Raw genomic sequence first — 16,398 nt, 5'->3', positions numbered from 1 at the left:
TTAAAATAATTTTCTACTGGACAATTAGTTGTATATATGCGACAATGTAATCGTCTCTAGTTAAGCTTAATATGCAAAAAACTAAACAAATACAATTTTTTATAACAGAAAATGGTAAATCTTATATTAAAGATTGGTTAGAAAAATTAGATATCGAGACGCATAGTAGAATTCTTAATAGATTAGTTCGCTTAGAATATGGAATTTATGGTGATTACAAACAGATAAAAGGAAGGCTATATGAGCTTAGGTTTTTCTTTGGCAAAGGTTATAGAATATATTTTACTGAAAAAGATAATAAAATTATTCTGCTATTAAATGCAGGTAATAAAGATACTCAAGGCAAAGATATTAAAAAAGCCTTAGAAATAATAGAAGAAGTTTATAAACGAAATTGAGGGTGTTATATGGAAAAGTTTACAGATTATTTAAAAGAAAAATTACAAAATGAGGAAATATTAGTAGGATATATTAATGAAGCGTTAGAGCAATATTTTGTGGATCATAATAAGGAGCTATTTTTGGCTACTTTAAAAGAAACCATTATAGCAAAAGGAGGTATAGCAAAAATCTCTAAAGAAGCTCATATAAATAGACAACATATATATAGAATGTTATCTAGCAAAGGTAATCCAAGTTTCGACAATATAGGATCTTTATTAAACGCTTTAGGTTTGCAGTTGAAAGTAGAAGCATGTGCGTTTTAAATTTTCATTAACCTTGCAAGTTGAGTAAGATATCAAAGAAAATTTTTAAATCCTAATAAATCATAATTCATTTCTAATTTCATTAAATTAGGGTTATACTTACTGATGTATAAAAATAAGGTATATCCATATGACCAATGAAAATAATAATGATTCAGAATTTGCCGAATTAAAAATCAGAGGAAAAATATTTAAATTACCGATACTTAAAGCAAGTATCGGTGAGGATGTAATCGATATAAGTAGGGTATCTGCAGAAGCCGATTGCTTTACTTACGACCCGGGCTTTATGTCTACTGCTTCTTGTCAGTCTACTATCACCTATATAGACGGTGATAAAGGAATCTTGCGGCATCGAGGATATGATATTAAAGATTTAGCTGAAAAAAGTGATTTTTTAGAAGTAGCATATTTACTGATTTATGGGGAACTACCAAGTAGCGAGCAGTATAATAATTTCACTAAACAGGTTGCTCATCATTCATTAGTGAATGAAAGATTACATTATTTATTTCAAACCTTTTGTAGCTCTTCTCATCCTATGGCTATTATGCTTGCGGCTGTCGGTTCTCTTTCGGCATTTTATCCTGATTTATTGAATTTTAAGGAAGCAGACTACGAACTTACTGCTATTAGAATGATTGCTAAGATACCTACTATCGCCGCAATGTCTTATAAATATTCTATAGGGCAACCGTTTATTTATCCTGATAATTCGTTAGATTTTACCGAAAATTTTCTGCATATGATGTTTACAACGCATTGTACGAAATATAAAGTAAATCCAATAATAAAAAATGCTCTTAATAAGATATTTATCCTACATGCAGACCATGAGCAGAATGCTTCTACCTCAACAGTTCGAATTGCCGGTTCATCCGGAGCTAACCCTTTTGCTTGTATTAGCACGGGTATTGCCTCACTTTGGGGACCTGCTCACGGCGGGGCTAATGAAGCGGTAATAAATATGCTTAAAGAAATCGGTAGTTCTGAGAATATCCCTAAATATATAGCTAAAGCTAAGGATAAAAATGATCCGTTTAGGTTAATGGGTTTCGGTCATCGTGTATATAAAAACTATGACCCGCGTGCCGCAGTACTTAAAGAAACGTGCAAAGAAGTATTAAAGGAACTCGGACAGTTAGAAAATAATCCGCTTTTACAAATAGCAATAGAACTTGAAGCTATCGCTCTTAAAGATGAATATTTTATTGAGAGAAAATTATATCCAAATGTTGATTTTTATTCAGGTATTATCTATAAAGCTATGGGTATACCGTCGCAAATGTTCACGGTACTTTTTGCAATAGCACGAACCGTAGGCTGGATGGCACAATGGAAAGAAATGCACGAAGACCCTGAACAAAAAATCAGTAGACCAAGACAGCTTTACACCGGTTATGCACATAGAGAGTATAAGGGTATTCGGGAGAGGTAAACATTGTCGTCATTGCGAGCGACTGCAAGGAGCGTGGCAATCTCAAGAGATTTGATGAGATTGCCACGTCGCTTCGCTCCTCGCAATGACGTTGAAAATATAAATCATATGAATTTTATTGATGAAGTTAAAATATATATACAAGGTGGGAACGGCGGCAATGGTTGTGTTAGTTTCCATCGTGAGAAATTTATTGACAGAGGCGGACCGGACGGTGGTAACGGTGGACGTGGCGGTAGTGTTATTTTCAGGAGTAATCACCATCTTAATACGCTAGTAAATTATCGATATAAACAGCATTTTACCGCAGAAAACGGTGAAAGCGGTAAAGGTTCAAATAGAAGTGGTAAATCAGGAAAATCGTTAGTTCTTGATGTTCCCATCGGTACTCAAATCTTTTCCGAGGACGGCAATATATTATTGCATGACTTTACTGAAGATGACCAAAGCTTTGAAATAATTAAAGGAGGAAGTGGCGGTCTTGGTAACAGTCATTTCAAAACGTCGGTTAATCAAGCTCCAAGAAAGCGTACGGAAGGAGAAATTGCCGAAGAAATGTGGATTCATTTAAGCTTAAAACTTCTCTCTGATGTTGGGCTTGTGGGTCTTCCAAATGCCGGTAAATCTACTTTTTTATCGGTTGTAACGGCAGCCAAGCCTAAAATTGCCGATTATCCCTTTACTACTTTAGTGCCGAATCTTGGAGTGGTGTATGTTGATGACGAAGAGTTTGTTATAGCCGATATTCCTGGCTTGATCGAAGGAGCTCATCAAGGTCACGGACTTGGCGATAAATTCTTAAAGCATATAGAAAGATGTAATGTATTAATACATTTAATAGACGGCTCTAGTAATGATGTAGTTGCAGATTATAATACGGTACGTCTTGAGCTTGAATCATATTCCGATTATCTAAAAAATAAAATCGAAATCATATGTCTTAATAAATGTGATGTTCTTACCGATGAGGAAATACAAGAAAAAATAAATAAGTTACAGAAAGCTACTAATAAAGAAGTTTTTCCTATCTCTACCTACACTAATACCGGAGTAAATAAAATAGTTAAACTGGCTTTAAAGACTATAAAAATCAGGAGTAATACTGTTAGGTATTAGTTGCATGGATCGAAAAACCCGTTCAATGTCATACCGTGGCTTGACCACGGGATCCAGAAATACAATTTAAGACACTAATATTATTAATAGTAATCTTTAATGTCATCCCGCAACTTGATTGCGGGATCTCAGGATACAGCCTGTGACACAAGAGCCCGTGGTCAAGCCACGGACACAAAAAAAGCACTGTATTCCTGTTTTTGCAAGAATGAAAAAAACGGTAAACTTTAAATCAAAGTAATACGTTACTCTTCTGCCTCTAGATATTTCTCTAGCTCTTCCTTAGTATATTTCTTTTCTTTAAGCTTTATTTCGTTATTAAATATATATTGTACAACTTTATCTTCTAAGGCAGGACCTTTAAGTCCTTCAATTGCTCTAGGATTATTTTTATAAAAATCAAATATCATATTTTCCTGCCCAGGAAAATTACGTGCTTGTTGCATAATAACTTTTCTTAAATCATCAGGCTCTAATTGCAAATTTTTAGATTTTGCATATTCAGCAAGTAATAAGCCTATTCGCACACGGCGTAGGGCTAATTTATTATAATATTCTGTTATTTCTTTAGAGGATTTATCTTTTAATAATGATTCATCTTGGTCATTTTTATCGGTTTCGGACTTTAGAATATTTTTTTCTTGCTCTAATAAAGATTCCGGTACATCAAAATCTAACAATTTTTCTAACTTATCAAATAAGTTCATTTTCATTATAGTATTAATAGCTTCTTCCGACTCATTTTCTATTTGTTTAGTAAAATGTGTACGCAATTCTTCAAGACTATTACTTTGGAATTTTTTAGCAAACTCCTCATCAATAACGGTAGGTTCTGCAGTATGTACTGCTTTAATTTGTACTGCAAAATGAGCATCTTTACCTGCTAAATCTTTAGCATGGTAATTTTCAGGAAAAGTAACATTAACATCTACTTCACTACCTGTTTTAGAACCTATTAATTGTTTCTCAAAACCTGGAATAAGTGTATTACTACCTATTACTACCTTAAAATCATTTAATTTACCGCCTTCAAAAGCTTCATCCTTGAGGTATCCGATTGCATCAATAGTAACCTGATCTCCATCTTTTATTTTTGCTTTACTTTCTTTGGTATAGCTTTTTGTTAATGCGGCAAGTTTTTCTAGTTGTTCTTCAACATCTTTAGAGTTTACTTCTAATTTTGGACGATCTAGTGAGATTTTCTTTAAATCCGGAATAGTAATTTTAGGTAATAGCTCTATTTTTACGGTAAATTCTAAAGCTTTATCGGGTTCGTTTTGTAATTCTTCAATTTTGGGTCTACCGATTATATTTAGATTATGCTCTTTAATAACGTGATTTACCGAATGGTTAATTCTTCTTTCTATTATATCATTCCTGACGGAAGTACCGTATTTTTTCTTAACAATTGAAACCGGTACTTTACCGGCTCTAAAACCCGCTATTTTAACTTTTTTGGTTAAATCAAGTAATTCTTTTTGAATATCGTCATCTATCTCACTTAAAGGAGTAGAGATTCTTGCATGAAAATCCAATCCTTCGTTTTTTAATACGGTAATTCCCATTTTAATAATCCATTAATTCTGTACATAGTTTGCTAATCAAAATAAACTAAAGAGCTGAAATATGCAATAGTTTTTGTAAAATCCCATTAGGATTAGGCATTGTTGACTGTGAGTTTCGCAGGACTCACCTTTGCCGGCATATATAGTAAATCACCTTAAATTAAGTGCAATTTTTTAAAAATTAAAAAATTGCACTTAATTTAAGGTGATTTACTATAGTCGTATATTTTTGCAATCACTAACTATTTAGAGTTAGCACTTAACAGCAATTGAGCAATTTCCATAGCAGTAAGCTCCTGCTTCTTATAATTTTCAAGAGCTTTAATAATTTTCTTATGATTTTTAAGGGCTTTAATAATTTTGGATTTATCAAATGTCTTATCGGTATTATTAATATAACAATATTTAGCCCGATTTCCCTTTTTTATTATCGTAATGTTCGGTTCTATTTTTGGTATGGTTGTAGGTAATAGCGTCTTCATTTCATTTTTATACAAAAGTATAGCTATTTCTTTTGTGTTACTCATCTTGTTAACGCTAATTAATAGCTTATCGTTACTTGTTTGCACTTTTCTAGCAGACTCTTGAGAGTATGTTTCAACTATCCATACGGCTATTTGGGAAGCAGTAAATTCTTTTCCGGCATTAGTCTTAAGAAACTTAATAATTTTGGATTTAAGATCAAATGTCTCATAGCATTTATTATCATAATTAACTATGTTATTAATATTGTTAACATAACAATATCTAAACCAGCGTCCTCTCTTGGTTATTTTAATTTTCGGTTCTATTTTTTGTATAGCGTTCAATAGCTTATTCAATTCATTTCTATAAATCATGATAATAATTTTTCTCTTTCTTACTTTGCTTTTAGCATTAAGTAATCGTTTATCATTGCTTGCTTCCTCTTTTTTCTTTGCTTCTTTAGGATAAGTATCAACTAGCCAAGTTGCTATTTTAGAAGCAGTAAACTCTTTGCCAGCATGAGTTTTAAGGAGTTTAATAATTGCAGTTTTGCGGTCAAAAAAAGACATATTTGGTAATTATATTAAGTTAAAATTCATATTACTTATATTTTTTAGACATTGCTAAATAAAGATGGATATTGTCATGAGCTAAGCGACTAGCCGTAGTCGATTTTGTAGAAATACTTTTTTCTTTTTTGTTATTGCTCGTTTGTTCTTTATCTGAGTTAGCTTTAAAAGCTCAATAATTACAGCTTTACATTGAATATTTCATGGAAAAATAAATTATAAATTCTTCAAAGTAAACAAATTAATTATATAGAAATAAGGTATTTATGGGGGTAAACCTTTATTTTTTAAAAAGAATTTAAATGGTTATATCTTAGTCTTTTTTTAGGGCATACTTCAATAAACTAGATGATTTAGGAGCAAAAGAAAGTAAATAAATTTGGTATAAGATTTGTGGCATTGTTAACCAAAGATGGATATCGTCATGAGCTAAACGACTGAAAGCATTGTTACGTGGATATTATGTCATTCCTAGCTAGAAGCGGGAATCCAGAGAAATAACCTTAATATTGCTAAATATTATTGATAAAATAAACCTAAAAAAACAAGTTTTTTATAGGTTTTTACTTCCTTCCCGCTTCCGTGGGAATGACGTTAAGAGAATTTTTTACTAGACTGCTTCATCAATTACTTCGTAATTTTCCTCGCAATGACATTAAGCAATAAGGTTCAAACGTACTTCTTCGTTAAGTTCTTTAGCAGAAGATAATTCTATATCAAGTTCGGCAAATATCTGCACTAAGGCTATAGATAAATCATTGATCATTTTATCGGTATGGGCAGGGGTTGGGATGATTCGGAGGCGTTCCGTACCTCTCGGTACGGTTGGAAAATTGATATGTTGAACGTAAATACCGTATTCATTAAGGAGCATATTTGAGGTTTTCGCCGCTTTAATCGGATCACCAATAATTATCGGCACTATATGACTTTCATTTTTCAAATAAGGTATATTAAAACGTTCAAAAGAATTTTTAAGTTTTGTAACTACTTCTTGATGTTTTATTCGTTCTTCATTTGATTCTTTGAGATGTCTAATACTATGCGTTGCAGCGGTAGAAATTACCGGCGGCAATGAAGTAGTGAAAATAAACCCTGGAGCGGTTAGTCTTATAGCGTCGACTAAATTATGGTTGCTAGTGATATAACCGCCGATAGTGCCGTATGCTTTGGCAAGTGTACCTTGAATAATATTGATTTGATCACTACAATTAAGAAGTTCGGCAATACCGCCACCCTGTTTACCGTATAAACCGACCGTATGAACTTCATCGATAAAGGTTAAAGCATTATATTTTTTGGCTAAGTTGATTATATCTTTGATAGGTGAGAAGAAACCGTCCATAGAGTAAGCCGATTCAAAAACAATAATTTTCGGTCTATTAATATCGACTGATTGTAAAAGCTCTTCTAGATGCTTAACGTCTAAATGTCTATATATATATTTCTCGGCTCTTGAACTTGTAATCCCTGCAATTATTGATGCATGATTTAGCTCATCGGAGAAAAATACTATATCTGGCATGATTTTAGCAAGACTTGCAAGCGTTGTATCATTTGCAACAAAACCGGATGTAAAAACTAAAGCTGCTTGCTTTTTGTGTAAATTTGCAAGTTCTTTTTCAAGCTCAAGAATGGCGATATTATTACCGCCGATATTGCGAGTTCCGCCTGATCCAACACCGTATTTTAGCAAGGCATCTATAGAAGCTTGCATTACTTTTGCATGTTTACTCATACCCAAATAGTCATTAATACACCACATAACTATTTGTTTATTAGCGTGTTCTGCAAAAGGAAAATTATCGGCTTGTCTTTTTAAGGCCTTAAATTCTCGATATCTTCCTTCGCTTTTGATCTTATCTATATGTTTGCTAAATATAGTATTGTAATAAAACATTAGAACTATTGATTGTTAGAAATTTTTTATGTGAATTGTAAAACGTACTGTATCATCCCGTGGCTCGACCACGGGATCCATAAAAACAATAAAAAATACTAGTATTTCTACTGGATCCCGCGATCAAGTCGCGGGATGACAACGGATTGCAACCATTCTACATTAAAATTAAAAAAGTTTAAAGTTATAATATGGCTTTTTGTACAATATCGTTTAATCTCTTTGAAAATGCCCCTGTATCAGCAACCGGTTCACCCTCTAAAATACAGGCTTGATCAAATATTAGATTAACCAATTCTTCATTATTTTTATTATTTGCTTTTAGGTCATTAAAGATTTTCTCTATGATTTTATTTTTAGGGTTTAGCTCTAAATTTTTAGCTGAGGCATTAGCTATTTGTTTCTGTTCAATCAAAAATCTCTCCATACGAATATCCATAGCAGCGTCGCTAACGGCAAGACAAGCAGGGCTTGAAGTAAGTTTTTTAGAGATCTTAACTTCTTTTACTAATTCCCCGAGTGTCTCTTTAAAATAATCGGTTAGCAATTTATATTCATCATCAGATTTTTTACTATCTGTATTTTTCTTCTCAGATTGTGAAGTGGTTTGCTCTACATCGATATCGCTTCTAGTAGCAGATTTAATAGCATGTCCTTTATATTCGCTATTAACATTTACCCAAAAATCATCCACTGTATCAGTAAAAAGTAATACATCGATATTTTTACTTAACAACCCTTCGATTTGTGGGCTTGAAAGTAATTTATCGGGGTTATCACCGCTTAAATAATATATAGTATTCTGCCCTTCTTTAAAATTCGCTATATATTCGTCAAGGCTGATCATTTTATTATGCAAGGCACTTCTGAATATACATACCTCTAATAATTTTTCATGATCGGTAGTGGCCTCACATAAACCCTCTTTTAAAGCACCGCCGAAATTAGCCCAAAACTTATTATATTCTTCAGGTGATTCCTCTTTCTTTTTTCTAAGCTCGCCAAGCACTCTTTTTGTAATAGCATTTTTGATTTTCTCAAGCACGCTATTATGCTGCAGTGATTCACGGCTAATATTTAGTGGTAAATCTTCTGAATCAACTACACCTCGTAAAAACCTCAAATATGACGGGATTAAATCTATATTTTCATCAGATATAAATACTCTTTTTATATATAATTTTACTCGCCTTTTGCGATCAGGGTGAAATAAGTCAAATGTTTTGCTCGATGGGATGAAAAGTAGGTTAGTAAATTCTATAGCTCCCTCGTTTTTATTATGCATCGTTATCCAAGGGTCATCAACGGCATAAGATAAGCTTTTGTAGAATTCTTTATATTGTTCTTCCGTAATTTCTGATTTCGGTCTTGTCCATAATGCAGAAGCTGAATTAAGCTGGATTTCATTATTACCGGCTTCATCAAAGAAATATATCGGTACTGCTATGTGATCGGAATAGCTTTTAATGATGTGTTTTAATCTAAAATGATCAAGGAATGTATCTTCTTCCTTTTTGATATGTAAAACGATTTCCGTGCCTCTTGTGAACTCTTTATCTGAATCTGAGACAATATATTCACCAAGCCCGTCTGATTCCCAAACATGAACTTTATCCTCACCAGCTTTTCTTGAGGTTACAGTCACTTTATCGGCTACCATAAAGCTTGAATAAAATCCAACACCAAATTGACCGATTAGCATATTATCCTTTTTAGAATCACCGGAGAGGCTTTTAAGAAAATTTGCCGTACCCGATCTTGCAATAGTACCGAGATTTTCGATTAAATCCTCTTTATTCATGCCTATGCCGTTATCACGGATAATGATTTGTCTGTTATCTTTATCGACTTTAACCGTAATTTTAAAATTGCTATCACCTGCTACTAATGCACTATTACTTTGAGATAAATAACGTAATTTATCGCAAGCATCCGAAGCATTGGAAATTAACTCCCTCATAAAAATCTCTTTATTACTATAAAGAGAGTGAATCATTAAATTTAAAATCTTGCCAACCTCGGCATCAAACTTTTTCTTTTCTTGTGTCATACTAAACCAATTTATAAATTCTTGTTTTTAGCTTTGTTACTAGGTCAGTTTTTTTGTCATTGCGAGGAAAAACTGTAAGTTTTGACGAAGCAATCTCGTGCTATAGTCCTGAGATTGCTACGCTCCTTTTAGTCGCTTGCAATGACGATTTTGGTATCTTGTAACAAAACTTTATTTATTTAATATAGGAATTAATAATCAAATTTAAATAGTCTTCATTAATATTTTTTATCAATATCGTTTTTAAGCTATGAGTATGACCTTTAATAATTTCGATATTACTACGTGATAATTTCCATTCTTTTGCTAAATAATTTATGATTTCTTCATTAGCTTTACCTTGCTCCGGTACTGCTTTTATAGATAATTTTAGATATGGGATATTATTAAATAGTTATAAAATCGCTAATTAGATTCCGGTTAGAATTAGGTTTTACTTTAAGACTAAGTAAAGCCTGATTTGAAGAAGAATTGTAATTGTAGAATTTATCCATGAATATCTTTTATCACATTTGCTTATTATTTTTAATAAAAAAAAATCCTTGAAAAACTTTGCTTAAACTGATATAAAGTTTACTGTAAATGTTTAGCACCCTTAGCTCAGCTGGATAGAGCAACAGATTTCTAATCTGTGGGTCAGAGGTTCGAATCCTTTAGGGTGCGCCATTCTTCGATTTCCGACACTTTTATAAAGCTATCAAACGGCGGATACAGCATAAAATCAAGCTTTTTGCCGTTTAACTGGAATATTAAGTGTCTTTCACCAAATCTCTAAACTAAGCAGCTTTTCTCTTTCTTCTAAATAGTAAATTTATCACCTTATAAAAAGGAATATTAATAATTTAATTAAAAATATTTCTCAAGTTTATTAATATAAGCTTTAATTTCTTTTGTGTTAACTAATATAGGATTATCAAAATGCCAAATTCTTCAACTCAAGGTAAATTTGGACAACATGAAATTAACAGTAAACTAGAAAAGTTTTTTAAAGAACATAAATTAACATTAAAGAACCCAGATATACTAAAAGACTTTAGTGTTCTTATAGCCGATTCATCTAATAACCATGATATCACAAGTATAGCTCCATATGTAGACACAATGGAGAATTTGCTAAACTCAATACCGAATCATTACCACAAAACAGAATTCTTAGATTATGTAACGAATATAGTACCAGATCATAAATATGAAAATTTGCTTAATGGAGCTAATAATGGATTAAAAGAAGAAATAATTATTAATATCCTCAAAGAACTATCATCAGACCACTCTGATGTAATGCTTAATTTAAAACTGAGTAATAACGAAAAAGAGTTTAAAGAAAAATTAGACAAGATTATTAATACTTATGAAAAAGGGAAGGAAAATCCTGAAAACAAAAAAGCAATTTCTCAAGAAATCAAAAAAGAATTAGAGAATCTAGATACATGGTGCAAAGAAACAGTTAAAAAAGATAATTCGCATGTTTTTAAAAATATTGGACAAGTTATAAAACATAGTTTTAAAGCTTTGGCTAACATAGGAAATAAAGAAGCTTTCAAAAAAGAACAGAAAGAAGTTAGGTATTTATATGGAGGCTATAACACATGCTAATAAAAATACTAAACAAACACTAGAACACATAAGGGCTACTATTAACAAACATAAATCTCCCCTTCCTCATTCTATTACTACTCCCAAGAATATATTGCGGGAAAGCAAGCGAGGATCTGTAGGAAGGTAAATAATAATTACTCGAAGCTGGTAAATGTGTCGATAATCGTCCACTAGGGTGTGTGTCATTAACCGAAAACCAACAAGCCGCCTTAATCTCATTTATCTTTAATTTTGGTAGCGGGAAGTTTCAAGCATCAACCTTGCCGCAGAAGCTTAACCGAGTTGAATATTTAGCGGCTGTCGATGAACTGCCAAGATGGATATACGCTAAAGGCGGTGTTAAGCTGCAAGGTTTAGCGACACGTCGGCAACATTATTATTTCCCTCTAATCCTCTATATATTAATAGATTACCTGAATCAATCCTAATTTATTTATAGTCCCTTTGGTGGTTAAAACCTCCATCTTCCAGATGGAAAAGCTTTAGCTTGCCATGTGCGCCATGATGCGTTAGCATCACAAGCACCATGAGTTCAATACGTCAGGAAATTACGTACTGTTTACTATAGTCGCTATTATACAGTGTGGTAGACATTGTGTGTGCAAGGAAGTTACTGTAGGTCTAATAGTGGTAATGTAACGATTATATGATTAATAGGCATATTGGTACACATGAGCCAGACATGATTTTGCACAACGGGTCGCATAAGCTTTAGCTTCATATGCGACTTCTAGTCGCTATAAAACAAACTTTCATCTTTCAGATGAAAGTGGTTGATTCATACTTTTAGTTAAATTTCTATTGCTTTCTTAAAGCTCCTTATTATGATTTAAGCTCGTTTTTAACAAAATATTAAGATTTATAGAATTTAATAAGGATAAAGATATGAAAGAACTAATAGAATTTCTAGAAAAACGAGGTTTGAAATGGGAAGCCGATAGTTTAAGAAAGGGTGGCACAACTCTTTCTCTTTCTTATAACAACATAGGCGATACAACATTAAAGACAATTAACGGATATCTGCAAAGAAATAAAACTATAGCCGAGAAAAAAGCAGAAAGCTTAAATGCAGAGGGTAATAATTTATGCAGTCAAGAAAAGTATGATGAAGCTATAGAAAAATATAAAGCAGCAATAAAAATCAAGAAAGGACTTGATGGATACTCATATAGGGCAGACAATTTATATGAAAAAAATAAAACAAATGCAGAAAAGGAATATAAAGAACAACAAAAACAAGTACTTTCTGCAAAAAATATTAATATTGTAGACGATAATTTAACTAAATGGAAAAAATTAGTAATAGATATAAAAGAAAAAAATCAAGTAGACACGCAAAACCTAATAAAACATATAAATCAGGATGAATTAAATAATTTTGATGAATAAAAGGTAATACTATATTAATTTCTGCTTTAGAAAAGGGCTTAGAAGTAGTTTATGAGCTGCTTATTAATACGTCCAACACAGCTATTAATAATAGAGAGATATTAGAAACCGTCCGTGGTGGCTTAGAAAAAGTTTGTGAATTACTTATTAATAGAATGTCCATTACAGCTATTAATCATGTTAATAATAACGGCTATACGGCTTTGACTTGGGCTGTTGCTAATGGTTATGAAAGGGTTTGCGAATTGCTTATACCTAAAATGTCTAATGAGGCTATTAATCAGGTTACTAATAATGGTGAAACAGCTTTAAGTATAGCTACAAATAAAGGTTTTAAAAATGTATGTGACTTATTGCATAAAATAGATGGTTTTCAAAAGTTGGTTGATGGGATAAATGATAAAGTAGCTACTAATATTGCGATAAATGTTAAAGATAAAGCTATAATAAAAGACACTATAGAGAATATAGTAAACAACATTAAAGTCCTTAATAATATAACCGATATAGACAAAATAACTGCTAGTATGCAAAAGCTCATAGTTGATAAATCTACAAAATTTAAAATTATGACTATAGAAAACCAGCTTAACGAAATAATTGATAATCACAATATAAACGATGATGTTAGCATGTTAAGTGGTGATAATACTTTTGTACCTGCTGCCGGTTAATAATAAAATGCAAAAAATATTTATCAATTAAGCAGACATCACTGGAGAAGGGGCAAAAGATTTTGTCGGATAATTTCCACTTTCTTTCTCCAATTTTTTAAAATGAAATATACCAAATCCAATACTTGTTGGAATCATAATAATTAATACTCCCCAGTTTCCAAAGGTTTTTATTAAATGAGGAAAACCAAAAGAGCTAATAACATACATACAAGCAGCTGATAAAGCATATGTAAATGTTACGGAAGTAAAGCGTTTAAAGATTGGAAAATGTCTAAAACAATTTGGTACAGCCGGCATAACATTAAGGGCAAAAGCCATGATAAGTGATTGAATAATAAATATTTGATTTGGATTAGAAGCTTTATTTAATAAATATGGACATAGTAATATTGTAATAGTAAAGATACCTAATAATGCTTTTAGAATTTTTAAAGGATATATCTTATAACTTAATGCTGCTACTATTATTATACTTATAAGTTCTATTATAGATAATTTGAAATTTTGTTTTATAACTTGTTCAGGAGTACAGTTAAATTTGGTTACAAGAATATCGCCACAATAAATATATGCAAAATAAAAACATACAGGCCATGCACAATATAAATAGAGCTATTGCTGTGTTTTATTAATTTTTTCTTTCCAAATAGGATTATTTTCTAATACTTTTATATCTCTATTAGCTTTTTCAAAAGTTTTAAGTAATTTAAGCTTTGCATTAGCAAATTCAGGAGTTTCTCGTAATGCGGTTCTTGCTAATGTTCCTACAACAGCAATAATTGCACCGATACCAAATGCATAACGCCAATTAAAGCCATAAGAAGTAACAATAGTAGCAACTCCTAGAGCTGCGAAAGTTCCTACAGTAGCGAAAACCGTAGCTAAGGCTACAATAGGATATTGTATTGGAGGCTTAGTAAACTCGGTTAAATAAACTTCTGTTCCTATTACCTCTCCCATTGAGGACATACCTTGCTACATAATATTATTATAATAGAAGCTGTTATACCAATTGTAAGTAGGAAGTAATGCCATTACTATAACGTACGGGAATATGAGTATGAAGCGAAAGCAACTCAGTACCGCGAAATGCTTGACGATGCCCGTACCTATGATAAATCCACAAAAGATTATAATTTAGGCTCAGCTCATTTTATAACGACTAGCGGTTATAAAGCCTTACTTGGAGCTTATAAAGCTTTAAATCCTGAGAAAATACAGATAAAAATTAGACCATTTTATAGGTGGCTTAGATGAGATTTATAAGCAATCCTTTTCAGTACGTAATTTAACTAACTCAAATAAATTACCGCCTGCAGAACAGTTAAAAAAATTTTTAGAAGAAACTACGGATAAAATATATGATAAACTGCAAAAAACCGGAGAGGCATATTTATAATATTCTAATGCTCCACTAATACAGGATTACATGCAAATGTTATAAAATATTCTAAAGAAAACGGAAAAAATTATCGTATTATATATAATGCCGGTGCTGGGGTAAGAGCAGATAATTCAAAGCTAAATCAAACACCAAAAGATCAATTATCTAAAATAAATGAAACAATAGAAGCAAGAAGTAAAGCAAAATTCAGCTCAATTAAATATGAACTCAAAAATCAAACAGATAAAAAAGTAAAAGATAGTATATTATCTATAAATGAAATAGAAGCAATAAAAGCTCATATAACGAAATCAACAGATTCAAATCGGAACAACTTATTAATCTAAAAGTTGATTCAAGAAGAACAGTTACTGGACAAACTTTAGGGAATTGTAGCAGCAGGTCAATAAGAGAAGCTTTAAGAGACAATGTACCGGATTCAGAATTTCGTGAAATATATGATTTTATTACACAAAATCAAGTATCTCAAATAATATCAAACTTAGAAAGCGAACAAAAAAATTTAGCAAATATCTTAAATATACCTTTAATAAAAGAACAAAGTATCTCAAATACAACTCATCAAAATCAATTTCAAAAAGATATTGCCAATTCAGCTACTAATTATTTTGATACTTTTTTTATAATGAAGGGCATAACCAAGCACAAAAGAAAAGTTATTTAATAAAGTTGCTGAAGAATCTAATTTAAAGTATGTCAAGATTGATCTAGTAGATTTTTTATCTACCGTGTTTCCCTATAAGGACACTGATTTACCTATTACCGAGGATCAAAGCCTGTCATAAACCATATTCAAACTTGTTTTGAAGAGCACGAAATAGCTCCCTCAAAAAAAGTTTTAGAAAATTATAGATTATATAAATCTAACAAAGAACAAATCATTAAAGAGCTATCAGAAAAATGCTTAAATGATAAAGATGTAAATATACTTATCAAAGCACAAATACAAGCAAAAATAGAAAACCGTCCGGCTATAGATATTTTCCGGCAAATGAAACAAAGTAATACTAACCCTAAACCGCTAGAGTTATCAGAAGAACATAAGAAATTGGATGATGTCATAAAAGATATGGCACAAAAATACAAAATGACCGGAAGCAAAAGCATCCGAAGAAATCACTCAAGTAGTTAAAGACCATAGTGAAAACAAATATAAAAGTTCAAAAATTAGTAGATGAGTTTACGCAGCAAGCTCTAGATATTTTTGGAGAGAATAAATTAATAGATTCACCTATAATTGAAACAAAAAACGAGCATATTAATATACCGCTCCCGAATGTAGAAAAACAAGAAACTACTAACTAACTTGGATACAATACACTCAAAAAATTCGCTTGTATCAAGCTTTTTGAATGACGCTGTACTTAAAGAAGAAAAACAAAATTTAGTAAATGAACTAATAACTGAAGCTAATAAAAATCCACCTGATAGTATGAAAGTGGTAGACGATAAAAAACAAGAAGTTAAAACCGATAATATATTCAATAAAAATTCAGAACCTAAAAAACAAACGATCCA

The 16,398-nt window shown here is 31.7% G+C and carries 17 protein-coding genes, 1 tRNA gene and 2 pseudogenes; 12 read left to right on the top strand and 8 right to left on the bottom strand.

Going from position 1 to position 16,398, the window contains the following annotated elements:
* Nucleotides 1–71: 71 nt before the first annotated feature.
* The 4 genes from REIP_RS02065 (at nucleotide 72) to obgE (ending at nucleotide 3,261) form a co-directional block, all read left to right on the top strand.
* Nucleotides 72–398 (top strand): type II toxin-antitoxin system RelE/ParE family toxin, encoded by a 327-nt coding sequence (locus REIP_RS02065; protein WP_045803696.1) that lies wholly within the window; start codon nucleotides 72–74, stop codon nucleotides 396–398.
* Nucleotides 399–407: 9 nt separating this feature from the next.
* On the top strand, nucleotides 408–707 hold the full coding sequence (locus REIP_RS02060) for a DNA-binding protein (protein ID WP_008580661.1): 300 nt from the start codon (nucleotides 408–410) through the stop codon (nucleotides 705–707).
* Nucleotides 708–837: 130 nt separating this feature from the next.
* Entirely contained in the window at nucleotides 838–2,145 is a 1,308-nt protein-coding gene (locus tag REIP_RS02055; protein WP_045803695.1) for a citrate synthase, read from the top strand.
* A gap of 108 nt (nucleotides 2,146–2,253) precedes the next feature.
* Nucleotides 2,254–3,261 (top strand): GTPase ObgE, encoded by a 1,008-nt coding sequence (obgE, locus tag REIP_RS02050; protein WP_045804270.1) that lies wholly within the window; start codon nucleotides 2,254–2,256, stop codon nucleotides 3,259–3,261.
* 28 nt (nucleotides 3,262–3,289) lie between these two features.
* Here obgE and REIP_RS10695 read toward each other — a convergent pair whose 3' ends face one another.
* The 6 genes and pseudogenes from REIP_RS10695 to REIP_RS09045 all read right to left on the bottom strand — a co-directional run bounded on the left by REIP_RS10695 (nucleotide 3,290) and on the right by REIP_RS09045 (nucleotide 10,304).
* Complete coding sequence (locus REIP_RS10695; protein WP_156147394.1) at nucleotides 3,290–3,448, bottom strand: hypothetical protein; 159 nt, start codon at nucleotides 3,446–3,448, stop codon at nucleotides 3,290–3,292.
* 58 nt (nucleotides 3,449–3,506) lie between these two features.
* Nucleotides 3,507–4,826, bottom strand: coding sequence for a trigger factor (gene tig, locus REIP_RS02045; RefSeq protein WP_045803694.1), 1,320 nt, complete (start codon nucleotides 4,824–4,826; stop codon nucleotides 3,507–3,509).
* A gap of 242 nt (nucleotides 4,827–5,068) precedes the next feature.
* Nucleotides 5,069–5,860, bottom strand: a complete 792-nt coding sequence (locus tag REIP_RS02040) for a hypothetical protein (RefSeq protein ID WP_045803693.1) — start codon at nucleotides 5,858–5,860, stop codon at nucleotides 5,069–5,071.
* Nucleotides 5,861–6,515: 655 nt separating this feature from the next.
* Complete coding sequence (gene hemA, locus REIP_RS02035; protein WP_045803692.1) at nucleotides 6,516–7,760, bottom strand: 5-aminolevulinate synthase; 1,245 nt, start codon at nucleotides 7,758–7,760, stop codon at nucleotides 6,516–6,518.
* A gap of 184 nt (nucleotides 7,761–7,944) precedes the next feature.
* Entirely contained in the window at nucleotides 7,945–9,810 is a 1,866-nt protein-coding gene (htpG, locus tag REIP_RS02030) for a molecular chaperone HtpG (RefSeq protein WP_045803691.1), read from the bottom strand.
* Nucleotides 9,811–9,985: 175 nt separating this feature from the next.
* Nucleotides 9,986–10,304: pseudogene (locus REIP_RS09045) on the bottom strand (DUF167 domain-containing protein).
* Between the two features lie 95 nt (nucleotides 10,305–10,399).
* On the opposite strand from REIP_RS09045, the gene REIP_RS02025 reads away from it, so the two are divergent.
* From REIP_RS02025 to REIP_RS02000, 5 genes are all read left to right on the top strand, one after another.
* Nucleotides 10,400–10,476, top strand: a tRNA-Arg gene (locus REIP_RS02025).
* Between the two features lie 252 nt (nucleotides 10,477–10,728).
* Nucleotides 10,729–11,406: a hypothetical protein gene (locus REIP_RS12170; protein WP_231569170.1), complete on the top strand. Its 678-nt coding sequence runs from the start codon at nucleotides 10,729–10,731 to the stop codon at nucleotides 11,404–11,406.
* A 182-nt stretch (nucleotides 11,407–11,588) separates the two neighbouring features.
* Complete coding sequence (locus REIP_RS02010) at nucleotides 11,589–11,837, top strand: lysozyme (protein WP_045803690.1); 249 nt, start codon at nucleotides 11,589–11,591, stop codon at nucleotides 11,835–11,837.
* A gap of 457 nt (nucleotides 11,838–12,294) precedes the next feature.
* Entirely contained in the window at nucleotides 12,295–12,798 is a 504-nt protein-coding gene (locus REIP_RS02005; protein ID WP_045803689.1) for a hypothetical protein, read from the top strand.
* Complete coding sequence (locus REIP_RS02000; RefSeq protein WP_331385738.1) at nucleotides 12,795–13,472, top strand: ankyrin repeat domain-containing protein; 678 nt, start codon at nucleotides 12,795–12,797, stop codon at nucleotides 13,470–13,472. The genes REIP_RS02005 and REIP_RS02000 overlap by 4 nt, the downstream gene beginning before the upstream one ends.
* A 27-nt stretch (nucleotides 13,473–13,499) precedes the next feature.
* Here REIP_RS02000 and REIP_RS01995 read toward each other — a convergent pair whose 3' ends face one another.
* Entirely contained in the window at nucleotides 13,500–13,793 is a 294-nt protein-coding gene (locus REIP_RS01995) for a hypothetical protein (protein ID WP_045803688.1), read from the bottom strand.
* Between the two features lie 294 nt (nucleotides 13,794–14,087).
* Nucleotides 14,088–14,435, bottom strand: a complete 348-nt coding sequence (locus tag REIP_RS01990; protein ID WP_045803687.1) for an MFS transporter — start codon at nucleotides 14,433–14,435, stop codon at nucleotides 14,088–14,090.
* 129 nt (nucleotides 14,436–14,564) lie between these two features.
* Here REIP_RS01990 and REIP_RS12165 point away from each other — a divergent pair, with 129 nt between their 5' ends.
* The 3 genes and pseudogenes from REIP_RS12165 (at nucleotide 14,565) to REIP_RS10690 (ending at nucleotide 16,185) form a co-directional block, all read left to right on the top strand.
* The gene (locus REIP_RS12165) at nucleotides 14,565–14,732 is read left to right on the top strand and encodes a hypothetical protein (RefSeq protein WP_231569169.1); all 168 of its coding nucleotides are present in this window, start codon (nucleotides 14,565–14,567) and stop codon (nucleotides 14,730–14,732) included.
* Nucleotides 14,716–14,979, top strand: a pseudogene (locus REIP_RS12160) (hypothetical protein). Before REIP_RS12165 ends, REIP_RS12160 begins: the two are co-directional and overlap by 17 nt.
* Before the next feature lie 1,041 nt (nucleotides 14,980–16,020).
* Complete coding sequence (locus tag REIP_RS10690) at nucleotides 16,021–16,185, top strand: hypothetical protein (protein WP_156147392.1); 165 nt, start codon at nucleotides 16,021–16,023, stop codon at nucleotides 16,183–16,185.
* Nucleotides 16,186–16,398 lie beyond the last annotated feature (213 nt).

Source organism: Rickettsia endosymbiont of Ixodes pacificus (assembly GCF_000965155.1).
Classification (GTDB): Bacteria; Pseudomonadota; Alphaproteobacteria; order Rickettsiales; family Rickettsiaceae; genus Rickettsia; species Rickettsia tamurae.
The sequence above is the reverse complement of the archived record's forward strand: the minus strand, read 5'-3'. Positions and strand labels throughout refer to the sequence as shown.

Coding starts and splice junctions, on each gene's coding strand:
- REIP_RS02065 (WP_045803696.1), top strand. CDS start 72: ATGCAAAAAACTAAACAAATACAATTTTTTATAACAGAAAATGGTAAA.
- REIP_RS02060 (WP_008580661.1), top strand. CDS start 408: ATGGAAAAGTTTACAGATTATTTAAAAGAAAAATTACAAAATGAGGAA.
- REIP_RS02055 (WP_045803695.1), top strand. CDS start 838: ATGACCAATGAAAATAATAATGATTCAGAATTTGCCGAATTAAAAATC.
- obgE (WP_045804270.1), top strand. CDS start 2,254: ATGAATTTTATTGATGAAGTTAAAATATATATACAAGGTGGGAACGGC.
- tig (WP_045803694.1), bottom strand. CDS start 4,826: ATGGGAATTACCGTATTAAAAAACGAAGGATTGGATTTTCATGCAAGA.
- REIP_RS02040 (WP_045803693.1), bottom strand. CDS start 5,860: ATGTCTTTTTTTGACCGCAAAACTGCAATTATTAAACTCCTTAAAACT.
- hemA (WP_045803692.1), bottom strand. CDS start 7,760: ATGTTTTATTACAATACTATATTTAGCAAACATATAGATAAGATCAAA.
- htpG (WP_045803691.1), bottom strand. CDS start 9,810: ATGACACAAGAAAAGAAAAAGTTTGATGCCGAGGTTGGCAAGATTTTA.
- REIP_RS12170 (WP_231569170.1), top strand. CDS start 10,729: ATGCCAAATTCTTCAACTCAAGGTAAATTTGGACAACATGAAATTAAC.
- REIP_RS02005 (WP_045803689.1), top strand. CDS start 12,295: ATGAAAGAACTAATAGAATTTCTAGAAAAACGAGGTTTGAAATGGGAA.
- REIP_RS01995 (WP_045803688.1), bottom strand. CDS start 13,793: ATGGCTTTTGCCCTTAATGTTATGCCGGCTGTACCAAATTGTTTTAGA.
- REIP_RS01990 (WP_045803687.1), bottom strand. CDS start 14,435: ATGGGAGAGGTAATAGGAACAGAAGTTTATTTAACCGAGTTTACTAAG.
- REIP_RS12165 (WP_231569169.1), top strand. CDS start 14,565: ATGCTTGACGATGCCCGTACCTATGATAAATCCACAAAAGATTATAAT.